We start from the raw sequence: 18,128 nt of genomic DNA, 5'->3' as shown, positions 1-18,128 counted from the left end.
ATCATTGTTGAATGACACAACGCTTTCGCGAGCAGGCTCGCTCCCACAGTTTGTTTTGTAGCGACCCACCAAGAGGACACCGTTTTGCGCTCTACCGAAGTCGTGATCATTGGCGCTGGCGCCGCCGGCTTGATGTGTGCCCTGACCGCCGCCGGGCGCGGGCGTCAGGTGTTGCTGCTCGACCACGCGAACAAGGCCGGCAAGAAAATCCTCATGTCCGGCGGTGGCCGCTGCAATTTCACCAACATGTACACCGAACCGAGCAATTTCCTCTCGCAGAATCCGCATTTCTGCAAATCGGCGCTGGCGCGTTACACCCAGTGGGATTTCATCGGTCTGGTCGGCAAACACGGCGTGCCGTACCACGAGAAGAAACTCGGCCAGCTGTTCTGCGATAACAAATCCAGCGACATCCTCGGCATGCTCCTTGATGAATGCGATCAGGCCGGCGTCGAGCTGCACCTGGACACCTCGATCCAGACCATCGAAAAAACCGACAGCGGTTATCTGCTCGACACCACCCTCGGTCAGGTCCAGTGCCAATCGCTGGTGATCGCTACCGGAGGCCTGTCGATCCCGACTCTCGGCGCTACCGGTTTCGGTTATCAGGTCGCCAAACAGTTCGGCCATGAACTGCTGCCGACCCGCGCCGGGCTGGTGCCATTCACCATCACCGACCAGCTCAAGGAGTTGTGCACAGAGCTGTCCGGCACCTCGGTGGATTGTCTGGTCAGCTGCAATGACCAGAGCTTTCGCGAGAACATCCTGTTCACCCATCGTGGCCTCAGTGGCCCGGCGATTCTGCAGATTTCTTCGTTCTGGGAGCCCGGCGACACGGTGGAAATCAACCTGCTGCCGGATCACGATGCGGCGAGCTGGCTGCAAGAGCAAGTCGCCGAGCGTCCGAACAGCGAGCTGAAGACTTTGCTTGGCGAGATCTTCACCAAGAAGATGGCCAATCTGCTGGCGGACAACTGGTTTGTCTCCAAACCGATGAAACAGTACACCCACGCCGAACTGGCGGAGATTGCCGAGAAACTCGGCAGCTGGAAGGTTGTGCCGGCGGGGACTGAAGGCTATCGCACGGCTGAGGTGACCCTGGGCGGCGTCGACACCCGCGAGGTGTCGTCGAAGACCATGGAATCACTGAAAAGCCCGGGCCTGTACTTCATTGGTGAAGTGCTCGACGTCACCGGGCACCTGGGCGGCTTCAATTTCCAGTGGGCCTGGGCCTCTGGTTACGCTGCTGCGCAGTTCGTCTGACCGGAACAACACTCCCCGTGTAGGAGCTGCCGAAGGCTGCGATCTTTTGATCTTGTTTTTACAGATCAAAGTCGAAAGATCGCAGCCTTCGGCAGCTCCTACAGGGGGGTCGGGCGATCAAGGAACACTTTTTGCTGTCAGATGTGCTCGGCGCCATTGCGTCGGCGTCATTACTGGCTCAATTTAGCGGCATCGCCTCGGAAGGCTTTCGCACTTCATGTCCTCGACCTCGTTTCGTCAGTCTTTGCGGCGCCTGTGGGCGCTGGATAAATTCAGCTACAGCGTGCGGGTATTCATCGCCCTGACCGGCAGCATGGCGCTGTGCTGGTATCAGGATGAAATGGGCCTGCTGATCCCGTTGTTTCTCGGCATCATTGCCAGCGCCCTGGCCGAAACCGACGACAGTTGGCAGGGTCGTCTCAACGCTCTGGCGGTGACGCTGGTGTGTTTCAGCATCGCCGCGCTGTCGGTGGAGTTGCTCTTTCCCTACCCGATCATTTTCGCCGTGGCCCTGGCGCTGGCCAGTTTCGGCCTGACCATGCTCGGCGCGCTGGGCGAGCGTTACGGTGCGATCGCCTCGGCGACGCTGATTCTCTCGGTGTACACGATGATCGGCGTCGATCAGCGCGGCGGCGCGGTTACCGATTTCTGGCATGAACCGATGCTGCTGGTCGCCGGCGCGGCGTGGTATGGCCTGCTGTCGGTGCTGTGGCAGGCGCTGTTTTCCAATCAACCGGTGCAGCAGAGTCTGGCGCGGCTGTTCCGTGAACTGGGTCTTTACCTGAAGCTGAAATCCTCGCTGTTCGAGCCGGTCCGGCAGATGGACGTCGAAGCCCGCCGCCTCGAACTGGCGCAGCAGAATGGCCGGGTGGTCGCCGCACTGAACACGGCCAAGGAAATCATCCTGCACCGTGTCGGCAACGGCCGACCGGGCTCGAAAGTCAGCCGGTATCTGAAGCTGTATTTCCTCGCTCAGGACATCCACGAACGCGCCAGCTCTTCGCACTACCCATACAACGCGCTGGCCGAGGCGTTCTTCCACAGCGACGTGCTGTTCCGCTGCCAGCGCCTGCTGCGCCAGCAAGGCAAGGCCTGCCGGGCCTTGGCCGAGTCAATCCAGATGCGCCAGCCGTTCATCTACGACGCCAGTTTCGCCGAAGCCCTGAACGACCTGCATGCCTCCCTCGAACATTTACGCATCCAGAGCAACCCGGCATGGCGCGGCCTGCTGCGCTCGCTACGCGCACTGGCGGCCAACCTCGGCACCCTCGATCGCTTGCTCAGCGATGCCAGCAACCCCGATGCCCTGGCGGATGCCACCGACAGCAGCCTGCTCGACCGTTCACCGCGCAATCTCAAGGACGTGTGGATTCGCCTGCGTACACAACTGACGCCGACCTCGCTGCTGTTCCGCCATGCCCTGCGCCTGCCGCTGGCACTGAGCATCGGCTACGGCATGGTGCACCTGATCCACCCGTCCCAAGGCTACTGGATCATCCTCACCACGCTGTTCGTCTGCCAGCCGAACTACGGCGCCACCCGGCGCAAGCTCGGCCAGCGGATCATCGGCACGGCCATTGGCCTGACGGTGGCCTGGGCGCTGTTCGATCTGTTCCCCAACCCGGTAGTGCAATCGTGCTTCGCCATTGCTGCCGGCGTGGTGTTCTTCACCAATCGCACCACTCGCTACACCCTGGCGACGGCGGCGATCACGATCATGGTGCTGTTCTGCTTCAATCAGGTCGGCGATGGCTACGGGCTGTTCCTGCCACGGTTGTTCGATACCTTGCTCGGCAGTTTGATTGCGGGTCTGGCGGTGTTCCTGTTCCTGCCGGACTGGCAGGGCCGGCGCCTGAACAAAGTGCTGGCCAACACCCTGACCTGCAACAGCATCTACCTGCGCCAGATCATGCAGCAATACGCCGCCGGCAAGAGCGACGACCTCGCTTATCGCCTGGCCCGCCGCAACGCGCACAACGCCGACGCGGCGCTGTCGACGACACTGGCGAACATGCTCATGGAACCGGGGCATTTCCGTAAGGAGGCGGATGTCGGCTTCCGCTTCCTGGTGCTGTCGCACACTCTGCTCAGCTACCTGTCCGGCCTCGGCGCGCACCGCGAAACGCAGCTGCCGGCCGAGGTTCGTGAGCATCTGATCGAAGGCGCCGGGGCGAAACTGGCGAGCAGCATCGACGAAATCGCCCAAGGCCTGGCGAGCAAGCAGCCGATCGCCATTCAGAGTGATGAAGAGGAAGCGCTGGCCACCGAGCTGGAGCAGATGCCGGACGAGATTGATGAAGGGCAGCGCCTGGTGCAGACGCAATTGGCGCTGATATGCCGGCAGTTAGGACCGCTTCGGACATTGGCGACGCATCTGATCAAAGAGGTCTAGCTGCAAGCTACAAGCTGCAAGCTGCAAGCTGCAAGCTGCAAGCTGCAAGCTGCAAGCTACAAGCTACAAGCCGAACGCAACCCGGCTTCTAACTTGAAGCTTGCAGCTCGAAACTTGTAGCTCCCAACTACATTCCATGCCGCCGCAATAACTTCTCATAAGTCCCGTCAGCCTTCATCGCTGCAATCGCCCGATCAAACCCGGCGACGATCTGCTCATGCTGCGGATTCTTCAGGCTGACCAGAATATGCAGGCTGTTCTCACTCAACGGCTTGGGTAAAAACTCCACCGAATTGCGCACCTTGGCCGATTCCCGCGCCAGGTAATACTTCGCTACATACTCATCTTCAAGCGTCAGCTTGACCCGATCCGCCGCGAGCATGCGCACGCCCATGGCGAAGTTGTGCACAGGAACTTTCTGCATCGCCGTGTCGGCATCGAAAGGGGCGGAATAGGCATAGCCGCGCACCACCGCAATCGGATAGGTGTGCAGTTGCTCGAGGCTGTTGTATTCAATAGGTGCGTCTTTGCGCTTGAGGAAGCGGATGCGATTGATCAGGTACTCACCGGAAAACTGACCGATCTGCGTGCGCTCGTCGTTGTACCAAGCGTTGACCAGCACGTCGTAACGCCCCTCGCCAATCCCCAGCAATGCGCGCGCCCATGGCACTTGCTCGTAACCGCTGGCATAACCGGCGCGAGCCAGTGCGGTGCTGACAATGTCAGTGGCCAGGCCACCGTTGACCAGTGCGTCGTCGGTAAACGGCGGCCAGTTATCGAACGCCAGCCGCAGCTTCTGCGCCGCAGCATCCTGGCCGAGTACCAGCAGTCCGATCAAAGCAACGGCTTGAAGCAATCGCAGCATGCTTGAACATCCTCAGCGGGCAACCGCCCGACGTGGTTTCACGTCAAAACCCAAGGCCCCTTACCGGCAAAACCCAAGCATTGAACATTAGCTCATGGGAGACAGTGGACAGTGCTCTTGAGCAGATTACACAAAGTCGCAGCCAGCGCGAGAAAGGAATAGTGGCATTTTGACCTTTATCACAGACTGTTGCGCCATACAGACATACGGCGCTGCTGCGCTTAGTATCGGGCGACATGGTCAAGGAATCGAAAAATGACAATCGAGTGGATCTGCAAACATCATCGTGATCTGGGCAAAGAGCAGTTGTACGCCTTGTTGAAGCTGCGCTCTGATGTATTCGTGGTCGAACAGAAATGTGCCTATCCGGATCTCGACGGCCAGGATCTGGAGGGCGATACCCATCACTTGATGGGCTGGGAGGATGATCAGCTGATGGCTTATTTGCGCCTGCTCGACCCGGAATCCCAGGGAGGCGACGTGGTGATTGGCCGCGTGGTGACCGCTCCCGCTGGCCGTGGCAAAGGGTTGGGCCACGCGATGATGGAACAAGCGCTGAAGCAGGCCGAAAAGCACTGGCCGCAGGTACCGATCTATCTGTCGGCGCAGGCGCATCTGCAGGGGTATTACGGCAGGTACGGGTTTGTCGCAGTCGGCGAGGAATATCTGGAGGATGACATTCCGCACATCGGCATGCGTCGGTCCTGAAGGCCCTTTCGCGAGCAGGCTCGCTCCTACAGGGAATGCATATCCATTGGGGGAGCGAGCCTGCTCGCGAAGGCGTCAGAACCGTCGGCGCAGGAATCAGGGGTATTCAAGCACCGCTTTTATCTGCCGCAAATTGCGCTCGATCCAGCCGCGATCAATCGCTCCCCACTCGCGAATCCGATAGCGCCCGGCATGATTGCGTGCGCCCTCTTCCTGTTCGAACTCACAGATGATGTCCAGATCGGCCAGCGCGGCAATCGTGTCCTGCGCCGTGCGTCGCGGCATGCCGGTGACTTCGGTCAGCGTCGGCACACTCGGCGCCAGGCCGCTATCGATCAGATAAGCCACGTACAAACGGCGATAGAAACTGCTTTTGGTCTTGCTGACGTCCATCCACACCTTCCTGATTGGTCAAGCCTGCATATCCCGCCAGGTCAGGTACACACGCAGATCGAACTCGATCTGGTGATACCCCGGCAGCATGTGCTCGCACAGTTTATAGAACGCCTTGTTGTGATCCGATTCCTTGAAGTGCGCCAGCTCATGCACCACGATCATCTTCAGAAAATCCGGCGCGGCGTCCTTGAACAGCGCGGCGATGCGGATTTCCTTGTTGGCCTTGAGCTTGCCGCCCTGCACTCGTGACACCGTGGTGTGCAGACCGAGGGCGCGGTGGGTCAGGTCGAGGCGGTTGTCGAACAGCACTTTGTCGATGGCCGGCGCATTGCGCATGTACTGCTGCTTGAGATCCAGCGCGTAGCTGTACAAGGCCTTGTCGCTCTGCACGTCGTGTCGCCCTGAATAGCGCTGATTCAGGTATTCACCCAGACGCCCTTCGGCTATCAGTTGGCGCACCTGATCCTGCAATTGCGCGGGATAGGCCTGGAGGTACTTCAACACAGTCATGGACGGGCAGCACGGTTCGAAAAAGGTCCGCCAGTGTAGCGAATTCAGCCAGGCAGCGCGCTCCAGTCGAACGGCTCGGCGAAGCGCACGGCGTCCTCGGCGACCAGAGGGCGCGCCACCAGGAAGCCCTGCACGTATTCGCAGCCATGCGCTTGCAGCCACTGATATTGCTCGAGGGTTTCCACTCCTTCGGCGATCACCAGCAGGCCGTATTGCTTGCACAGGTCGATGACCATGCGCACCAGCGCCGCATCGCGTGGCGAGTCCGGCAGGCGCGCGATCAAGTGGCGGTCGAGCTTGAGCGTGTCCAGTTCCAGATCGCGCAGATGCGCCAGCGAGCAAGGCCCCGAACCAAAATCATCCAGCGCCACGCGCACCCCGAGATGACGCAGCAGCCGCAGTTGCTTGCGGGTTTCGTCCGGGTTTTGCATCAACGCTTCTTCGGTGACTTCGACTTCCAGTTGCCGCGGTTGCAGCGCATGGCGCTCCATGACCTGGCGCAGTTCAGTGACCAGATTCGGCAGGCCGAACTGGGTGTTGCTCAGGCTCACGCCGAGCACCAGGTCTTCGGCGAACAAGGTTTCCCAAGCTTTGCGCTGACCGGCGCCACGGTGATAGATCCAGCTGCCGAGGCGACTGATCAAGCGCGCCTCTTCCAGCAACGGCAGAAACAACCCCGGCGGCACATCGCCGACGCTCGGATGCTGCCAGCGCAGCAACGCTTCGAACCCACGGATCTGTCCGCTGCCGATCGCCACCTGCGGCTGATAGACCAGATTGAAATCACGATTCTCGATGGCCTCGCGCACGCTGTCTTCCAGCATCAGGCGCGAACGCGCGCGGCCGTTCATTTCATGATCATAGAAACGATATTGCTGACGCCCGGCACGCTTGGCTTCGTACATGGCTATGTCCGAAGCGCGCAGCAAACCGTCGAGATTGCGCCCACAGTCGGGATAAGTAGCGATGCCGATACTGGCGCCAAGGACGATATCCAGGCCTTCGATCTGCTGACAGACCGATACCCGTTCGATGAGTTTTTCGGCAATCTTCGCCGCTTGCTCAGGGAACTCCAGATCCAGCAGCGCGGTGAATTCATCGCCGCCCATGCGCGCGAGAATATCGAACGGCCGCAGGCACGCCTTCAGTTGCTCGGAAACCCAGCGCAACACGCGGTCGCCGGCGTCATGGCCGAGGGAATCATTGACCCGTTTGAAGCCATCGAGATCGAGGTAGAGCAGCACCCAGCTGCTGTCGCTGCGTTCGCCGCGCAACAACAGGTTTTCCACGGTCTGGTAGAACCCGCGCCGGTTGAGCAGCCCGGTCAGCGGATCGGTTACCGCCTGGAATTCCAGTTGCTGGTGCAAGTGACGCACCACCGACATGTCCAGCACAGTCACCACCATCGCGTGCTGCTCCGAGGGCAGCGGCGCGCAGGACAATGCCACCGGCACTTGCTGCCCGGGCGCCGTGCGCAGCAACGCATCATGCAGGCGCAGGGTTTCACCGCGCTGGTAACCGGCGTAGAACTCGGAATCGGCCCACAGGGGAATGTGTGGCTTCTGCAGGAAATCGAGAAACTCCTTGCCTTCCAGATCCTTCACCGGCGCATTGAGCAGTCGCGAAATCGCCGGGTTGGCGAAGCGGATCACGCCGTCCTCGCTCAACACCAGAATGCCTTCGGCGGCGTTGTCCAGCACCGAGGCATTGAAGGCGCGCGCCACTTCCAGGTCATGACTGAGGCGTTGCAAGGCACGGCGATTGCGCTGGTGCTCGAGCAGCGCCTGGACCTTGGGTTTGAGGATTTGCGGATCGAACGGTTTGAACAGGTAATCCACCGCGCCGCTGGCATAGCCCTTGATCACGGCGTCCTGGGATTGCTCGTTGGCGGTGAGGAAAATGATCGGCGTCAGCCGCGTGCGCTGGCTGCCGCGCATTAACCGTGCGACCTCGAAACCGTCCATGCCGGGCATCTGCACATCGAGCAGAACCAGGTCGATGTCGTGTTCGAGCAAAAGGTTCAGCGCCTCGAAACCGGAGGCGGCGGTCATCACGTGCCAATCCTGACGCTGCAGCAACGCGCGCATGCTGATCAGATTTTCGGGGTAATCATCGACGATCAAAAGGACCGAGCTGCCTTCACCTGGCTGGGGTTGCGCGCATTCCATGCTGCTTCTCTTATCGGGACCGGTTGCCGGCAAAACCATAGACGTACTGAGCCTTCACTCTAGACGCGGATCGATGAAAGCAGAAGCTGTCATCCCGCCATCATTTAGACAATGCTCAACCCAGCCGACTAACGGTCACCGCTACAGCCCCCGAAAACCGGGCGGGATGGCATTTCGACAGGACTTTGACGTCAAGTAATCGCCGGACGGGCATTAACAAAAAATGCCGCTACGCTTATAAAGACGCCCGAAAACGCGCGGGCTAGAGCTTCTGGCACCGACGTTCCGGATGAATTGATTGGAAGAACCGTCATGATCGACCTCGCAACCTGGAACCTCAGCGTTCCTGTTGGCAGCCCGCCGTACACCGTCGAAACCTCAAAACTGGTGGATGGCTTCAAGGATCAGTACTTCCATTCCGACACCGGCACCCTGTTCTTCTGGTCCCCGGTGACTGGCTCGAAAACCGAAAACGCCATTTATCCGCGTACCGAACTGCGCGAAACCTACAGCAACGGCACCCTGCGCAACTGGTACTACCCGGACGCCGACAACCTGCTGCGCGCCACCCTCGCGGTGAACAAGGTGCCGAGCTCGGGCAAGATCGTCATCGGCCAGATTCACGCGTACGAGAGCCAGCGGCCGATGGTCAAGCTCGAATATCAGTACAAGGAAAAAACCCAGACCGGCAACCTGGTGATCAAAGTGCGTATGCGCCCGGACGACGCCGAAAGCCGCGTCATTACCCTCGCCACCGGCATCAAGCTCGATCGCGAATTCAACTACCTCATCCACTTGAGTCCCGGCGGTGCGCTGGGCGTAAGTGCGGCGGGGTATCAGTGGGATTCCCAGATCAGCGCGACGTGGCGTGACAAGCCACTGTACTTCAAGGCCGGGGTGTATGTGCAGGACAACACCGGGTACACCAGTGAAGGTGGACAGGTGATGTTTTCGAAGCTGGATATTGACCACAACAAGTGACACGACAGGCAGCGGACCCGGCAAAGCGTGCCGACACAAGCGGCAACAGCAACAGGCGCGATGTAGTAGTTATGTATGCCGGGTCCATTCCCGGGAGTCTTTAGGTTAGTGCGTATCGAACAATCGATTCGTGTGCGGCGCCGCCCGTAGTGGTGGTGGCTGCACCGCAACCAACCTAGAAGGAACCTGGGTGATGAACGCTTCCCCTCCCGATTCTGCCGAAGACGCGCTGCGTCAGTTGGCGCCCTGCACCCTCGCCATCGAGCATCTTCTGGATGCGCAGCCGACTCTCGCTACGGTAATGGCCTCTCATCTGCGTAAGGGCCTGGCGGCGCTCGCGCCTGAAAACCCGCCGGACCCTGACGCGGTTTTTCTCAACGAATATGTCTATGACACGCCCTCGCCCGATGCTCCAGATGGCGCTGCGCGAGTGCGGCGTCTAACGCGAACGCGCAACCTGACACAGATCCTTCACGAAGCGATTGTCAGCCGGAAAATACCTACGACTCTTGAGAAAGAGCCGCCAACCGGCCAGGTCGACAAGGCCGTGGGCTTTTACGCACATGCGTACGATACCGGCCGCGACAACGAGATCACTGCGCTGCAAGTCGCAGCCGTGAATACCCTGATCCGCGATTTGCAAGAAGACACGCCGATGCTGTACTGGCACGCCCTCGATGTTTTCTGGTCTTCGCCCCATGCCACCACTGGCGCCCTGACAGTCCTTGAGGCCGTGAGCCAAAAGCAACGCGTGATGTTCAGGCTCGAAGCGGATCTCAAACTGCACGATGCCCGGCAACAACTTATCCAGGCTGAGCAGGCATTGCAGAAAAAGCCTGGAGACAAGTCGCTGCAAACGACGGCCGACAACATCCGGACGCACCTGCAGGTGATGACCGAAGGCAGGCAACTGATCGAAAACCTCGTACTCCACGAGACCACGCGAACCGCCACGCCCGCGCAGGTGGTCAGCATTACTCTCCACAACAGTGCCGAGCCCGAATGGTCGGCACTGCTGAGCGGCTGCTTCATCATCACCGAGCGATTGCATGGGACTCGTCCGACCGTGCTGTACACCCCGCAATTCGGCGTCGAAGTCTTCGAGCACTTCAACGCCATGGAGAGTTTTCTGCGGCGGCGTCTGGTGGCTGATCCGGAAAAAACGTTGCTGCTCGGTAACGTTGCGTTCAATAACCGAACCCGGGCCAGCGAAGAAATGAAGCAGGGGCAGCGTTTGCGCTACACCGCGGTTACCGGCGATGTATTCAAAACCTGCCTGAAAAAGCGACGGCAGCAGCAGGATGTCGAAGTCGATCACGCTTTAAGCGGTTCTCTTGCCACCTTCGACGCCTTGGCCGAGCATTTACAGACGGCGTTGGCGCTACCACTCAAAGGCAGTCCTGACTTGATCGCACGGCTGCCCGTAAGCGCCGAGCCGACTAAAGTCACCGCTCTCGCCCACACTTTGCCCGACGCTGAACAGCAGACGCGCCTGATTCAGCAGTGGAACGCACTCAATCAGCAAATCGGCGATGTACTTGAAGAGCAGAAACATCCTTGTTTGAAGAACGCGCTTTCCTCCCTGCTCAACGAGACCTTCCCTCAGCTGCCTGCCGATACCGAAGCAGCCTCTTTGTACGTGACCCGCTATCGCACCGGCGCAGACGGGCTTCGTCAGTTCGAGTCATCGCGCCCCTTGCTTGAGGCCTTGCGCACCTTATTGCTTTGGGAAAATGCCAAGGTGCCAGCCGAGGATGGCGAAGCAGGGCCGCAAGCAGAGGCCGACCCTGTGAGCGAGGGCGTATTCAGTAGCTCCACCGTCTGCGACGAAGCTGAGCAAATTGTGCAAAACGGTTCGCTGACGCAATTGGCTGACGCTCTGCAAGCCCGTTTGACCGAGCAAGTCCGCGACTACTGGCAAACGCCGTTAGCGGCAGAGCTGGCGTGCCCACAGGCGCGACTGATCGACCTGCACCGCCAGGCGCTGAACGTTCAGGCTTGCCTGCGCTCAGCCGACCAGACGCTGAGCTCCCAGGCCAGACTGCTGATCGACCGCGCCCTGCGTTTTCCGACCCTTGGTCGCCGGGAGGCGCACTTCAAGCCTGGCGCGCGCCCCGGTGTCTATCGAGTGACAGTGAATACCGCCAGCGCCGAAGGCGCGCGTCTGGCCGGCAGTTTCGTCCTGACCTCGAACGACGGCTCCAGCCCGGTCTTGCCGCATTGGCCCTATGGCCACAAGAGCCTGAGCACGCAAGGCCTGAGTGGCAGCAGCGGCGCCAGCCTTGTCGTGCTGTATACGCCGCAGCAAGGATTTGAAGAGCTGCCGAATCTGCAGGCATTACGTGAAAGGCTCGTAGCGCGCATCAATGCCGGCGACGAAGTCGGGAAATTATTTGCCGCCGGCTTGCCACTGGCGGTGCAGCACATGAAAAGCGGCCTGTGGGGCAGTGATCTGCGCTCTACCTTTGCGCCGATAGAGGACGACTTTGTTGCCGACAGCATCCAGACGCTGCTGGACAAACAGCAGTCCGACATCGATACCCTCATGGGTCTGGCCCATAGCGAGTCGGACCGCGAAGGCAACGCCCGCCCGCAGATGCTCGAACTGCTGGATATGGCTGGAGCGTTCATGGCGCGTAACCGCCTCTTGCTGGATCACTGGCAGGCGGACTGGGAAAAGCGCCTCAGTCAGGCCGATCGTACGGCGCTGCAGAATCTGGCCCGGGACGCAGAGGAAAAACAGCTGCAACTGAGCCAGCAATGGAAGGCGCTTGTGCCGACTATCGCCGAGTATGCCAAGGCACAGGTATTGCTGAAAATTCGTGCCTTCCTCGCAGAAAAAAACCCGGATGGCCAGATCCGTGCTGCCTATCCTGCAGACGGCATCGATCCGGATCAAACCCTGGTGATCCGCACTACCCGAACCCGCGTCGGAGCCGGCATGCAATCAGGATTTGCATCGGTGCATGAAAGCGTCGCGAGCACACGCATGAGTCTGACCAATCTGCTGCTGAAAAATAACCAGCCCTGGCAGAAGAGTCTTTCCTGGAGTGAAGAACATCTGTTGGAGGCCACACTGACTACATCGAAGGGTCTTTGGGTGCGTGACTCTGGTGGAAAAGCCGTCACTCTGGACAAACAATGCCTTGAACAATGGGTCAAGGAGCTGAACATCGGTCATCGGTATGCGCAGGAAGTGCTCGATAGATATCTCGCTCCGCAAGCCACCAACATTGATGGCCAAGCATTGCAAAAAGCCTGGATCGCGACTCAGGCAGCAACACTTGGCTACGCAGCGTTGTCCGCACGCTTGGGCCCGGACGCATACAGCACGGTGCTACCCAGCGACAATTCGCAAAAGACTGCCGCCGCATGGATGTCGGCAGTTCTGTCTTCGCCAGATCCCGATAAACGCGCACTGGTCGATGGACATGCAGTCATCGCCAACGCTCTGGTGTTCAATCCCACCGGTAATGCTCCGGATGGCCGCGGCGGGCAAAACGTGAACGGCGTGTTGATTCTGTCCGCAGCCAACACCGACTTGCGAGTGCTGTATACCCCGAGCGCGCCTGATGGCATGGACCTGCGCGAACTCGCCAGCGAAACCGACTTGCCCCGACTGATGCGTGGTGCCTGGCAGACCTGGCTCCAGGCACGATTACCGCCCAAAACCCGCCTGCTCAATCACCGCCTCGTCGCTTGTACAGGCGATGTGTTTGCCGGGCTTTATCGGCAAAACTATCTTCACCTGCTAGCCAGGACAAACGCTGAAAGCGTGACCAATGAAGAACTGCTTGACCAGTCCCGGTTCAACCAAGTGATGTTTGGAATCGAGGTGGTGACCACGGTACTGGGCGCTTTGCCCTGGAGCGGACAGATGGCTTCATCCGCGATGAAATGGCTGGGCGGAGTGGGTCGCAGCACCGTCAGCACCCTGCGTAGCCTGGGACAAAACGTCGCCGGGCTGATTGTCCGTCGCGGGGCGGCGAATCGAACATTGATCGAGGTCGCAACGGCCACCACTCAGCTCACCGGCGTTGCTCGCGCCACAGGTATCGGCATCAAACCGCTGCAGTTGCTGATCAGACCGGCCAAAAGCACAACATTGGCGAACCTGACGGGCTACCAGAAAGCCTTTCTCCAGGAAAACTCCCGTCTGGCAGTCGCGGGCGGTATTCCCGCCGGCTCGTCTCTGGCCGAAGGTTCGGGCATCTATCGCACCCCATCCAATACCTTGCTGGTACGCAGCACCGGTGCAAAAGGTGAGGAGCAGGTATTCCGTATTCAGAACACATTCAATCTCTACGATCCCAATGGGTTGGTTGCCCCCGTGCTGACACCGAGTGGAGCGCTCACCTCTTTTCGGCTACGCAGGATGTCCAATCAGCTCTGGGCTCTCGATACGTTGAATCGGCTACCCGGCGGCGCACCCAAGGCCGATAGCAGGGTCGTCAAGGCGCTCAGGGAATGGGATGCACGAATCACTGCCAATGCTCAATCCGCAAATCCCTTGCATACTCTCGACCCCGTACCCTTTTTCAACGAGCGCAACATTCCGGCACGGAGCTGGAACAAATTCGTGAAAAAAAACACCGGAGAAATCAATACCCTCGGCTACTCGATGCTCAGGCCCGGACAATACGAGAGGCTGACGGACGAGCTTTTTCAAATATGGCTTTCCATGAATCAACCCACCAGGGAGGCTGCGGAGACGTTCGCCAGTACTCACCGCCTTCACCCGTTGATGTGGAGAAAGTTCGTGACAAAAAAAGGCGAGCTGACCGTCCCAGGTACTATCCGGGCTATAAAGCTGCAAAAAGGTCCCGAGGGTAGATACACGAACATCACGGACCAGCACTTTCGCGACTGGTACCAGCTTTCTCTGCAATCGGAAAACCGGAACCGATACGCCACCGTCAAGTTCGCACTCGATAACGATATCCATGCTCAATCCTGGATGAAGTACGTCAACGCCAAAGGCGAATTCAGGATGACCGTTCCAACGGTGGCAGAGCGCGTCAACCGGCTGGGGCTGACACAGAATCTGCCGCAAGCGGGGCCATCCGGCTCTGCAACCTGACGAGTGACGGGGGTCGAATCGCTGCGGGCACACTCATTACGGGAATGCGCCCGCTCGCGATGACGGAGGATATTGAGCCTGTTTGCCGACTGACTCACTGCGATCGCCAGCAGGCCCAGTCCGGCAAACTCAGCTGGGCGCCGCAGACTGTGCCACTTCGACGTTATCCAGCACCCGGTTCACCGCCAGCTCCGCCAACATGATGATCTGCGCAATCGCCAGAATCGTATGGCGCTGCGGGCTCTCGACATGCGCGGCAATGTCACTGGTCATGACGCTCGCCGATGCAAGGGATTCACAGGCGTGGGCCAGCAGGCTCTCGTTGTCCATATCACCGACGATCTGGAACATCGCACTGGGGGTGCGCGGCTTTTGCCCGGTGCCGTTCGGTTTCAGGTAATGATCGAGCGCACGTTCGGCGGCGTCGTGCAGCTTTCTGGAGTCGAGGGATTCGTAGGGAGAGGTTTCGGTTTCAGGCGGATTGGGGGTGGGTTTGATCATCGTGAAACTCCAAGTGATGCATTGAGCTGCCACTGATCGCTGCGACGCGATGGAAGGAGGCAGCTGTACGCGGGGTCGCAGACCGGATCACTTGGAAACCCGGCATACCCGAGGGTATTCCGCGCACAGCCACCATCGACCGAACAACAAAACCGAGGCGTTGTGATTCGGGGCGGCGATTATGCACCAAGTGAGAGAACGGACTGCGACGCCCGGCCGCTGAATTTGCAGCGACCCGTAGAGCCTATCCACCGCGCTTCCGACGAACAACCGACGCAACATGTCGGAAATCTCCATCTCAGACGCTGCGTCTGTAGGACGAGCTTTTAAACATGCAGGTTTGGAGCTACAGATAAAATGTCGCGTATACGCTACTTTCACTCGCAAAGGTAACGGTAACGGTAACGGTAACGGTAACGGTAACGGTAACGGAACATGGACTATTCTTCGCCATTGAAAAGGGCACTCTTTCCGTCGGCATGATCGCCTATGCCCCTTTTATTGGGAGCGCTGGATTGCGAGCTGACAGTTATTCCTGCTGTGATGCCCACTCTTGATGAGCTAGAAGGCATATTCGAGTGATCTTCAGCACCGAAACTCAATAAATGCATGAATAGAAAAAACCCGCCTCTCGGCGGATTTCCTTTTAATCAGCTCAGCACTCAGGTTCAGTTGACCTTAGCGTTCAACTCACCCTTCACATAACGCTGGTACATCGCCTCCAGCGAGATCGGTTTGATCTTCAAAAGCATTACCCGCAGTACCAAAAGCTTCATAACGTGCGATACATACATCGCGCATGCGGTTACGGTGGCGCCGAAGAATTTACGTGGGTCAAATTCGCTCGGGTTGGTGGCCATCAAGCGGCGCATGGCGCCGGTAGATGCCAGGCGCCGGTCGGCAGCAATATTTGTTTAAACAACTCCGCCACCTTTTTAAATGAAAATTAACAGATTCTCTTACTGCATATCACAAAACGTTATAAAAAACTGTCATTTGTAACAGGTTACCTACAACCTGTTCCCACCTAATCTCGTCAACGTAATACAAGACAACCTATTTGATTTAATACTTGAATACAAAAGGTAAATATCATGAAAACTTACGACGGCTTCGTATTTAACGCTAGCGAGGAACACCCCGCCACACTCAAATTTGACGATCCAGCCCAGAAAACTGGCAACATAAGTAACGGCTACATGGACTATTGCGGACTTGACTTCGTCGTCACTGGCACCTGCACAAAGTCCACTTGGACTTACAAGCTTCAAGCGAAATCAGATGCCAAAAATAGAGATGAGCTAAACCATGGCCCAAGCACTCTCAATATTGAAATGAAAGCAACCGATGGAACCGACAGGAAATTGGAAGGTAAAGTTACCGTTGAATACGGCGGACCGTATGTAGGCCAAGAATTTGGAATCAAATTCACAAAAGGCTGACATCCTTCATTACCTATGAAACAGGATGAATCGGTTAACCTTACACTTAGCTGACCCTTCAGATAACGCTGATATAACAATTTCGTCAGGCGAAATAGTCGCCCACAAAAAACCCGCCTCACGGCGGGTTTCTTTTAAAGCAGTTTAACGCTCAGGCTCAGTTAACCTTAGCGTTCAACTCACCCTTCAGATAACGCTGGTACATCGCCTCCAGCGAGATAGGTTTGATCTTCGAAGCATTACCCGCAGTACCAAACGCTTCATAACGCGCGATACATACATCACGCATCGCAGTCACGGTGGCGCCGAAGAATTTACGTGGGTCAAATTCGCTCGGGTTGGTCGCCATCAGGCGGCGCATGGCGCCGGTGGATGCCAGGCGCAGGTCGGTGTCGATGTTGACCTTGCGCACGCCGTGCTTGATGCCTTCGACGATTTCTTCAACCGGCACGCCGTAGGTTTCTTTGATGTCGCCGCCGTACTGGTTGATGATCGCCAGCCACTCTTGTGGCACGGAGGACGAGCCGTGCATCACCAGGTGGGTGTTCGGAATGCGCTTGTGGATTTCCTTGATGCGGTCGATCGCCAGCACGTCGCCGGTGGGTGGCTTGGTGAACTTGTAGGCGCCGTGGCTGGTGCCGATAGCGATGGCCAGGGCGTCGACCTGGGTGCGTTTGACGAAGTCAGCGGCTTCTTCCGGGTCGGTCAGCATCTGGCTGTGATCCAGAACGCCTTCGGCGCCGATGCCGTCTTCTTCACCGGCCATGCCGGTTTCCAGCGAACCCAGGCAGCCCAGCTCGCCTTCTACCGAAACGCCGCAGGCGTGAGCCATGGCTACGGTCTGCTGGGTGACGCGAACGTTGTAGTCGTAGTCGGTCGGGGTCTTGCCGTCTTCGCCCAGCGAGCCGTCCATCATCACCGAGCTGAAGCCCAGTTGAATCGAACGCTGGCAGACGTCAGGGCTGGTGCCGTGGTCCTGGTGCATGCACACCGGGATGTGCGGGAATTCTTCGATCGCCGCCAGGATCAAGTGACGCAGGAATGGCGCGCCGGCGTATTTGCGGGCGCCGGCCGAAGCCTGGACGATCACCGGGGAGTCAGTCTTGTCAGCGGCTTCCATGATGGCGCGCATCTGCTCAAGGTTGTTGACGTTGAAGGCTGGAACGCCGTAGCCGAACTCGGCTGCGTGGTCCAGCATCTGGCGCATGCTGATAAGTGCCATTGTGTGTGTCTCTCCCGGTTGAGGGTCGTTGATCGTGCCAGCCTGCCGGAGCGGCGGCGGCTATTCAAGTTAATGCAGATCGGGGGTTGAGGCCCGGTCTGGTGATTCGGTAAAGCAAATTCCTGATAACTACACAGATCCCCTGTGGGAGCGAGCCTGCTCGCGAAAGCAATCTTGCAGTCGCTGATGCAGTGCCTGTCAGACCGCTTTCGCGAGCAGGCTCGCTCCCACAGTAGAACTGTGGCGTGTCAATTACTGCGCCTTGCAACCACGGCCAATCAGGTCATTGGTGGCGACCCAGTACACCAGGCCTTCGTCACCCTTGACGTGAAACGCCAGCATGCCATCGCTGTACAGCGTGCCCGAGGCGCCCAGCTCTTCTTTCAGGCGATAGACCTGATCAGCGCCGCCCAGTCGCACATCGACTTCCTTCTGGCCGGCATCGGCGTACCGCCACAGCACCTTGGCCTGGCTGTCGCAGGTCCAGGTCGTCCAGTTATCCACCGGGGCGGACGACTGAAACAGGTTCAACTGCGCGCAGCCACCCAACAATGCCAACGCCGCAACGGCGATCAAGCCTTTCATCCGTGTTCCTCGACT

13 protein-coding genes and 2 pseudogenes are annotated in these 18,128 nt (G+C 58.7%); 7 read left to right on the top strand and 8 right to left on the bottom strand.

All coding sequences use genetic code 11. The features are described 5' to 3' along the window. Window positions 1-84: 84 nt before the first annotated feature. Both AC0IXA_RS15715 and yccS read left to right on the top strand, forming a co-directional pair. On the top strand, window positions 85-1,263 hold the full coding sequence (locus AC0IXA_RS15715; RefSeq protein ID WP_471813795.1) for a BaiN/RdsA family NAD(P)/FAD-dependent oxidoreductase: 1,179 nt from the start codon (window positions 85-87) through the stop codon (window positions 1,261-1,263). A gap of 217 nt (window positions 1,264-1,480) precedes the next feature. Beyond that, a complete protein-coding gene (yccS, locus tag AC0IXA_RS15710) occupies window positions 1,481-3,655 on the top strand; it encodes a YccS family putative transporter (protein WP_341638079.1) in 2,175 nt (724 codons plus the stop codon). A gap of 127 nt (window positions 3,656-3,782) precedes the next feature. Here yccS and AC0IXA_RS15705 read toward each other — a convergent pair whose 3' ends face one another. Beyond that, the gene (locus AC0IXA_RS15705; protein ID WP_071173870.1) at window positions 3,783-4,520 is read right to left on the bottom strand and encodes a substrate-binding periplasmic protein; all 738 of its coding nucleotides are present in this window, start codon (window positions 4,518-4,520) and stop codon (window positions 3,783-3,785) included. 255 nt (window positions 4,521-4,775) lie between these two features. On the opposite strand from AC0IXA_RS15705, the gene AC0IXA_RS15700 reads away from it, so the two are divergent. Beyond that, the gene (locus tag AC0IXA_RS15700) at window positions 4,776-5,228 is read left to right on the top strand and encodes a GNAT family N-acetyltransferase (protein WP_130926808.1); all 453 of its coding nucleotides are present in this window, start codon (window positions 4,776-4,778) and stop codon (window positions 5,226-5,228) included. A gap of 96 nt (window positions 5,229-5,324) precedes the next feature. Here the strand turns inward: AC0IXA_RS15700 and AC0IXA_RS15695 are convergent, their stop codons facing one another. The 3 genes from AC0IXA_RS15695 to AC0IXA_RS15685 are packed head-to-tail and all read right to left on the bottom strand — an operon-like array spanning window position 5,325 to window position 8,302. After that, window positions 5,325-5,621, bottom strand: coding sequence for a winged helix-turn-helix domain-containing protein (locus AC0IXA_RS15695; protein ID WP_016772794.1), 297 nt, complete (start codon window positions 5,619-5,621; stop codon window positions 5,325-5,327). A gap of 18 nt (window positions 5,622-5,639) precedes the next feature. Next, the gene (locus AC0IXA_RS15690; protein WP_038861199.1) at window positions 5,640-6,134 is read right to left on the bottom strand and encodes a YgjP-like metallopeptidase domain-containing protein; all 495 of its coding nucleotides are present in this window, start codon (window positions 6,132-6,134) and stop codon (window positions 5,640-5,642) included. 44 nt (window positions 6,135-6,178) lie between these two features. Next, window positions 6,179-8,302 (bottom strand): putative bifunctional diguanylate cyclase/phosphodiesterase, encoded by a 2,124-nt coding sequence (locus AC0IXA_RS15685; protein ID WP_341638082.1) that lies wholly within the window; start codon window positions 8,300-8,302, stop codon window positions 6,179-6,181. Window positions 8,303-8,614: 312 nt separating this feature from the next. Between AC0IXA_RS15685 and AC0IXA_RS15680 the strand changes: the two genes are divergently transcribed. Beyond that, window positions 8,615-9,283, top strand: a complete 669-nt coding sequence (locus AC0IXA_RS15680) for a polysaccharide lyase family 7 protein (RefSeq protein WP_217865018.1) — start codon at window positions 8,615-8,617, stop codon at window positions 9,281-9,283. Window positions 9,284-9,476: 193 nt separating this feature from the next. Next, window positions 9,477-14,363 carry a hypothetical protein gene (locus tag AC0IXA_RS15675; protein ID WP_471813792.1) on the top strand — a complete coding sequence of 1,629 codons (4,887 nt, stop codon included), beginning with the start codon at window positions 9,477-9,479 and terminating at the stop codon, window positions 14,361-14,363. Window positions 14,364-14,492: 129 nt separating this feature from the next. Here AC0IXA_RS15675 and AC0IXA_RS15670 read toward each other — a convergent pair whose 3' ends face one another. Further along, entirely contained in the window at window positions 14,493-14,864 is a 372-nt protein-coding gene (locus tag AC0IXA_RS15670) for a DUF6124 family protein (protein WP_341638084.1), read from the bottom strand. A 446-nt stretch (window positions 14,865-15,310) separates the two neighbouring features. Here AC0IXA_RS15670 and AC0IXA_RS15665 point away from each other — a divergent pair. After that, window positions 15,311-15,446 (top strand): annotated as a pseudogene (locus AC0IXA_RS15665) (transcriptional regulator); the annotation flags it as partial. Between the two features lie 86 nt (window positions 15,447-15,532). Here AC0IXA_RS15665 and AC0IXA_RS15660 read toward each other — a convergent pair. Next, window positions 15,533-15,775, bottom strand: a pseudogene (locus tag AC0IXA_RS15660) (fructose-1,6-bisphosphate aldolase); the annotation flags it as partial. 183 nt (window positions 15,776-15,958) lie between these two features. Between AC0IXA_RS15660 and AC0IXA_RS15655 the strand changes: the two are divergent. After that, window positions 15,959-16,306, top strand: coding sequence for a hypothetical protein (locus tag AC0IXA_RS15655; RefSeq protein ID WP_341638085.1), 348 nt, complete (start codon window positions 15,959-15,961; stop codon window positions 16,304-16,306). A 157-nt stretch (window positions 16,307-16,463) separates the two neighbouring features. On the opposite strand, the gene fba is transcribed toward AC0IXA_RS15655, so the two are convergent. Beyond that, window positions 16,464-17,528, bottom strand: coding sequence for a class II fructose-bisphosphate aldolase (gene fba, locus AC0IXA_RS15650; RefSeq protein ID WP_008081027.1), 1,065 nt, complete (start codon window positions 17,526-17,528; stop codon window positions 16,464-16,466). Window positions 17,529-17,780: 252 nt separating this feature from the next. After that, a complete protein-coding gene (locus tag AC0IXA_RS15645; protein ID WP_341638086.1) occupies window positions 17,781-18,113 on the bottom strand; it encodes an MliC family protein in 333 nt (110 codons plus the stop codon). Window positions 18,114-18,128: the final 15 nt, after the last annotated feature.

The sequence above is a fragment of the Pseudomonas sp. AC083 genome, from assembly GCF_979253165.1.
Note: the sequence above shows the minus strand (reverse complement) of the source record. Positions and strands in the feature narration are given on the sequence as shown.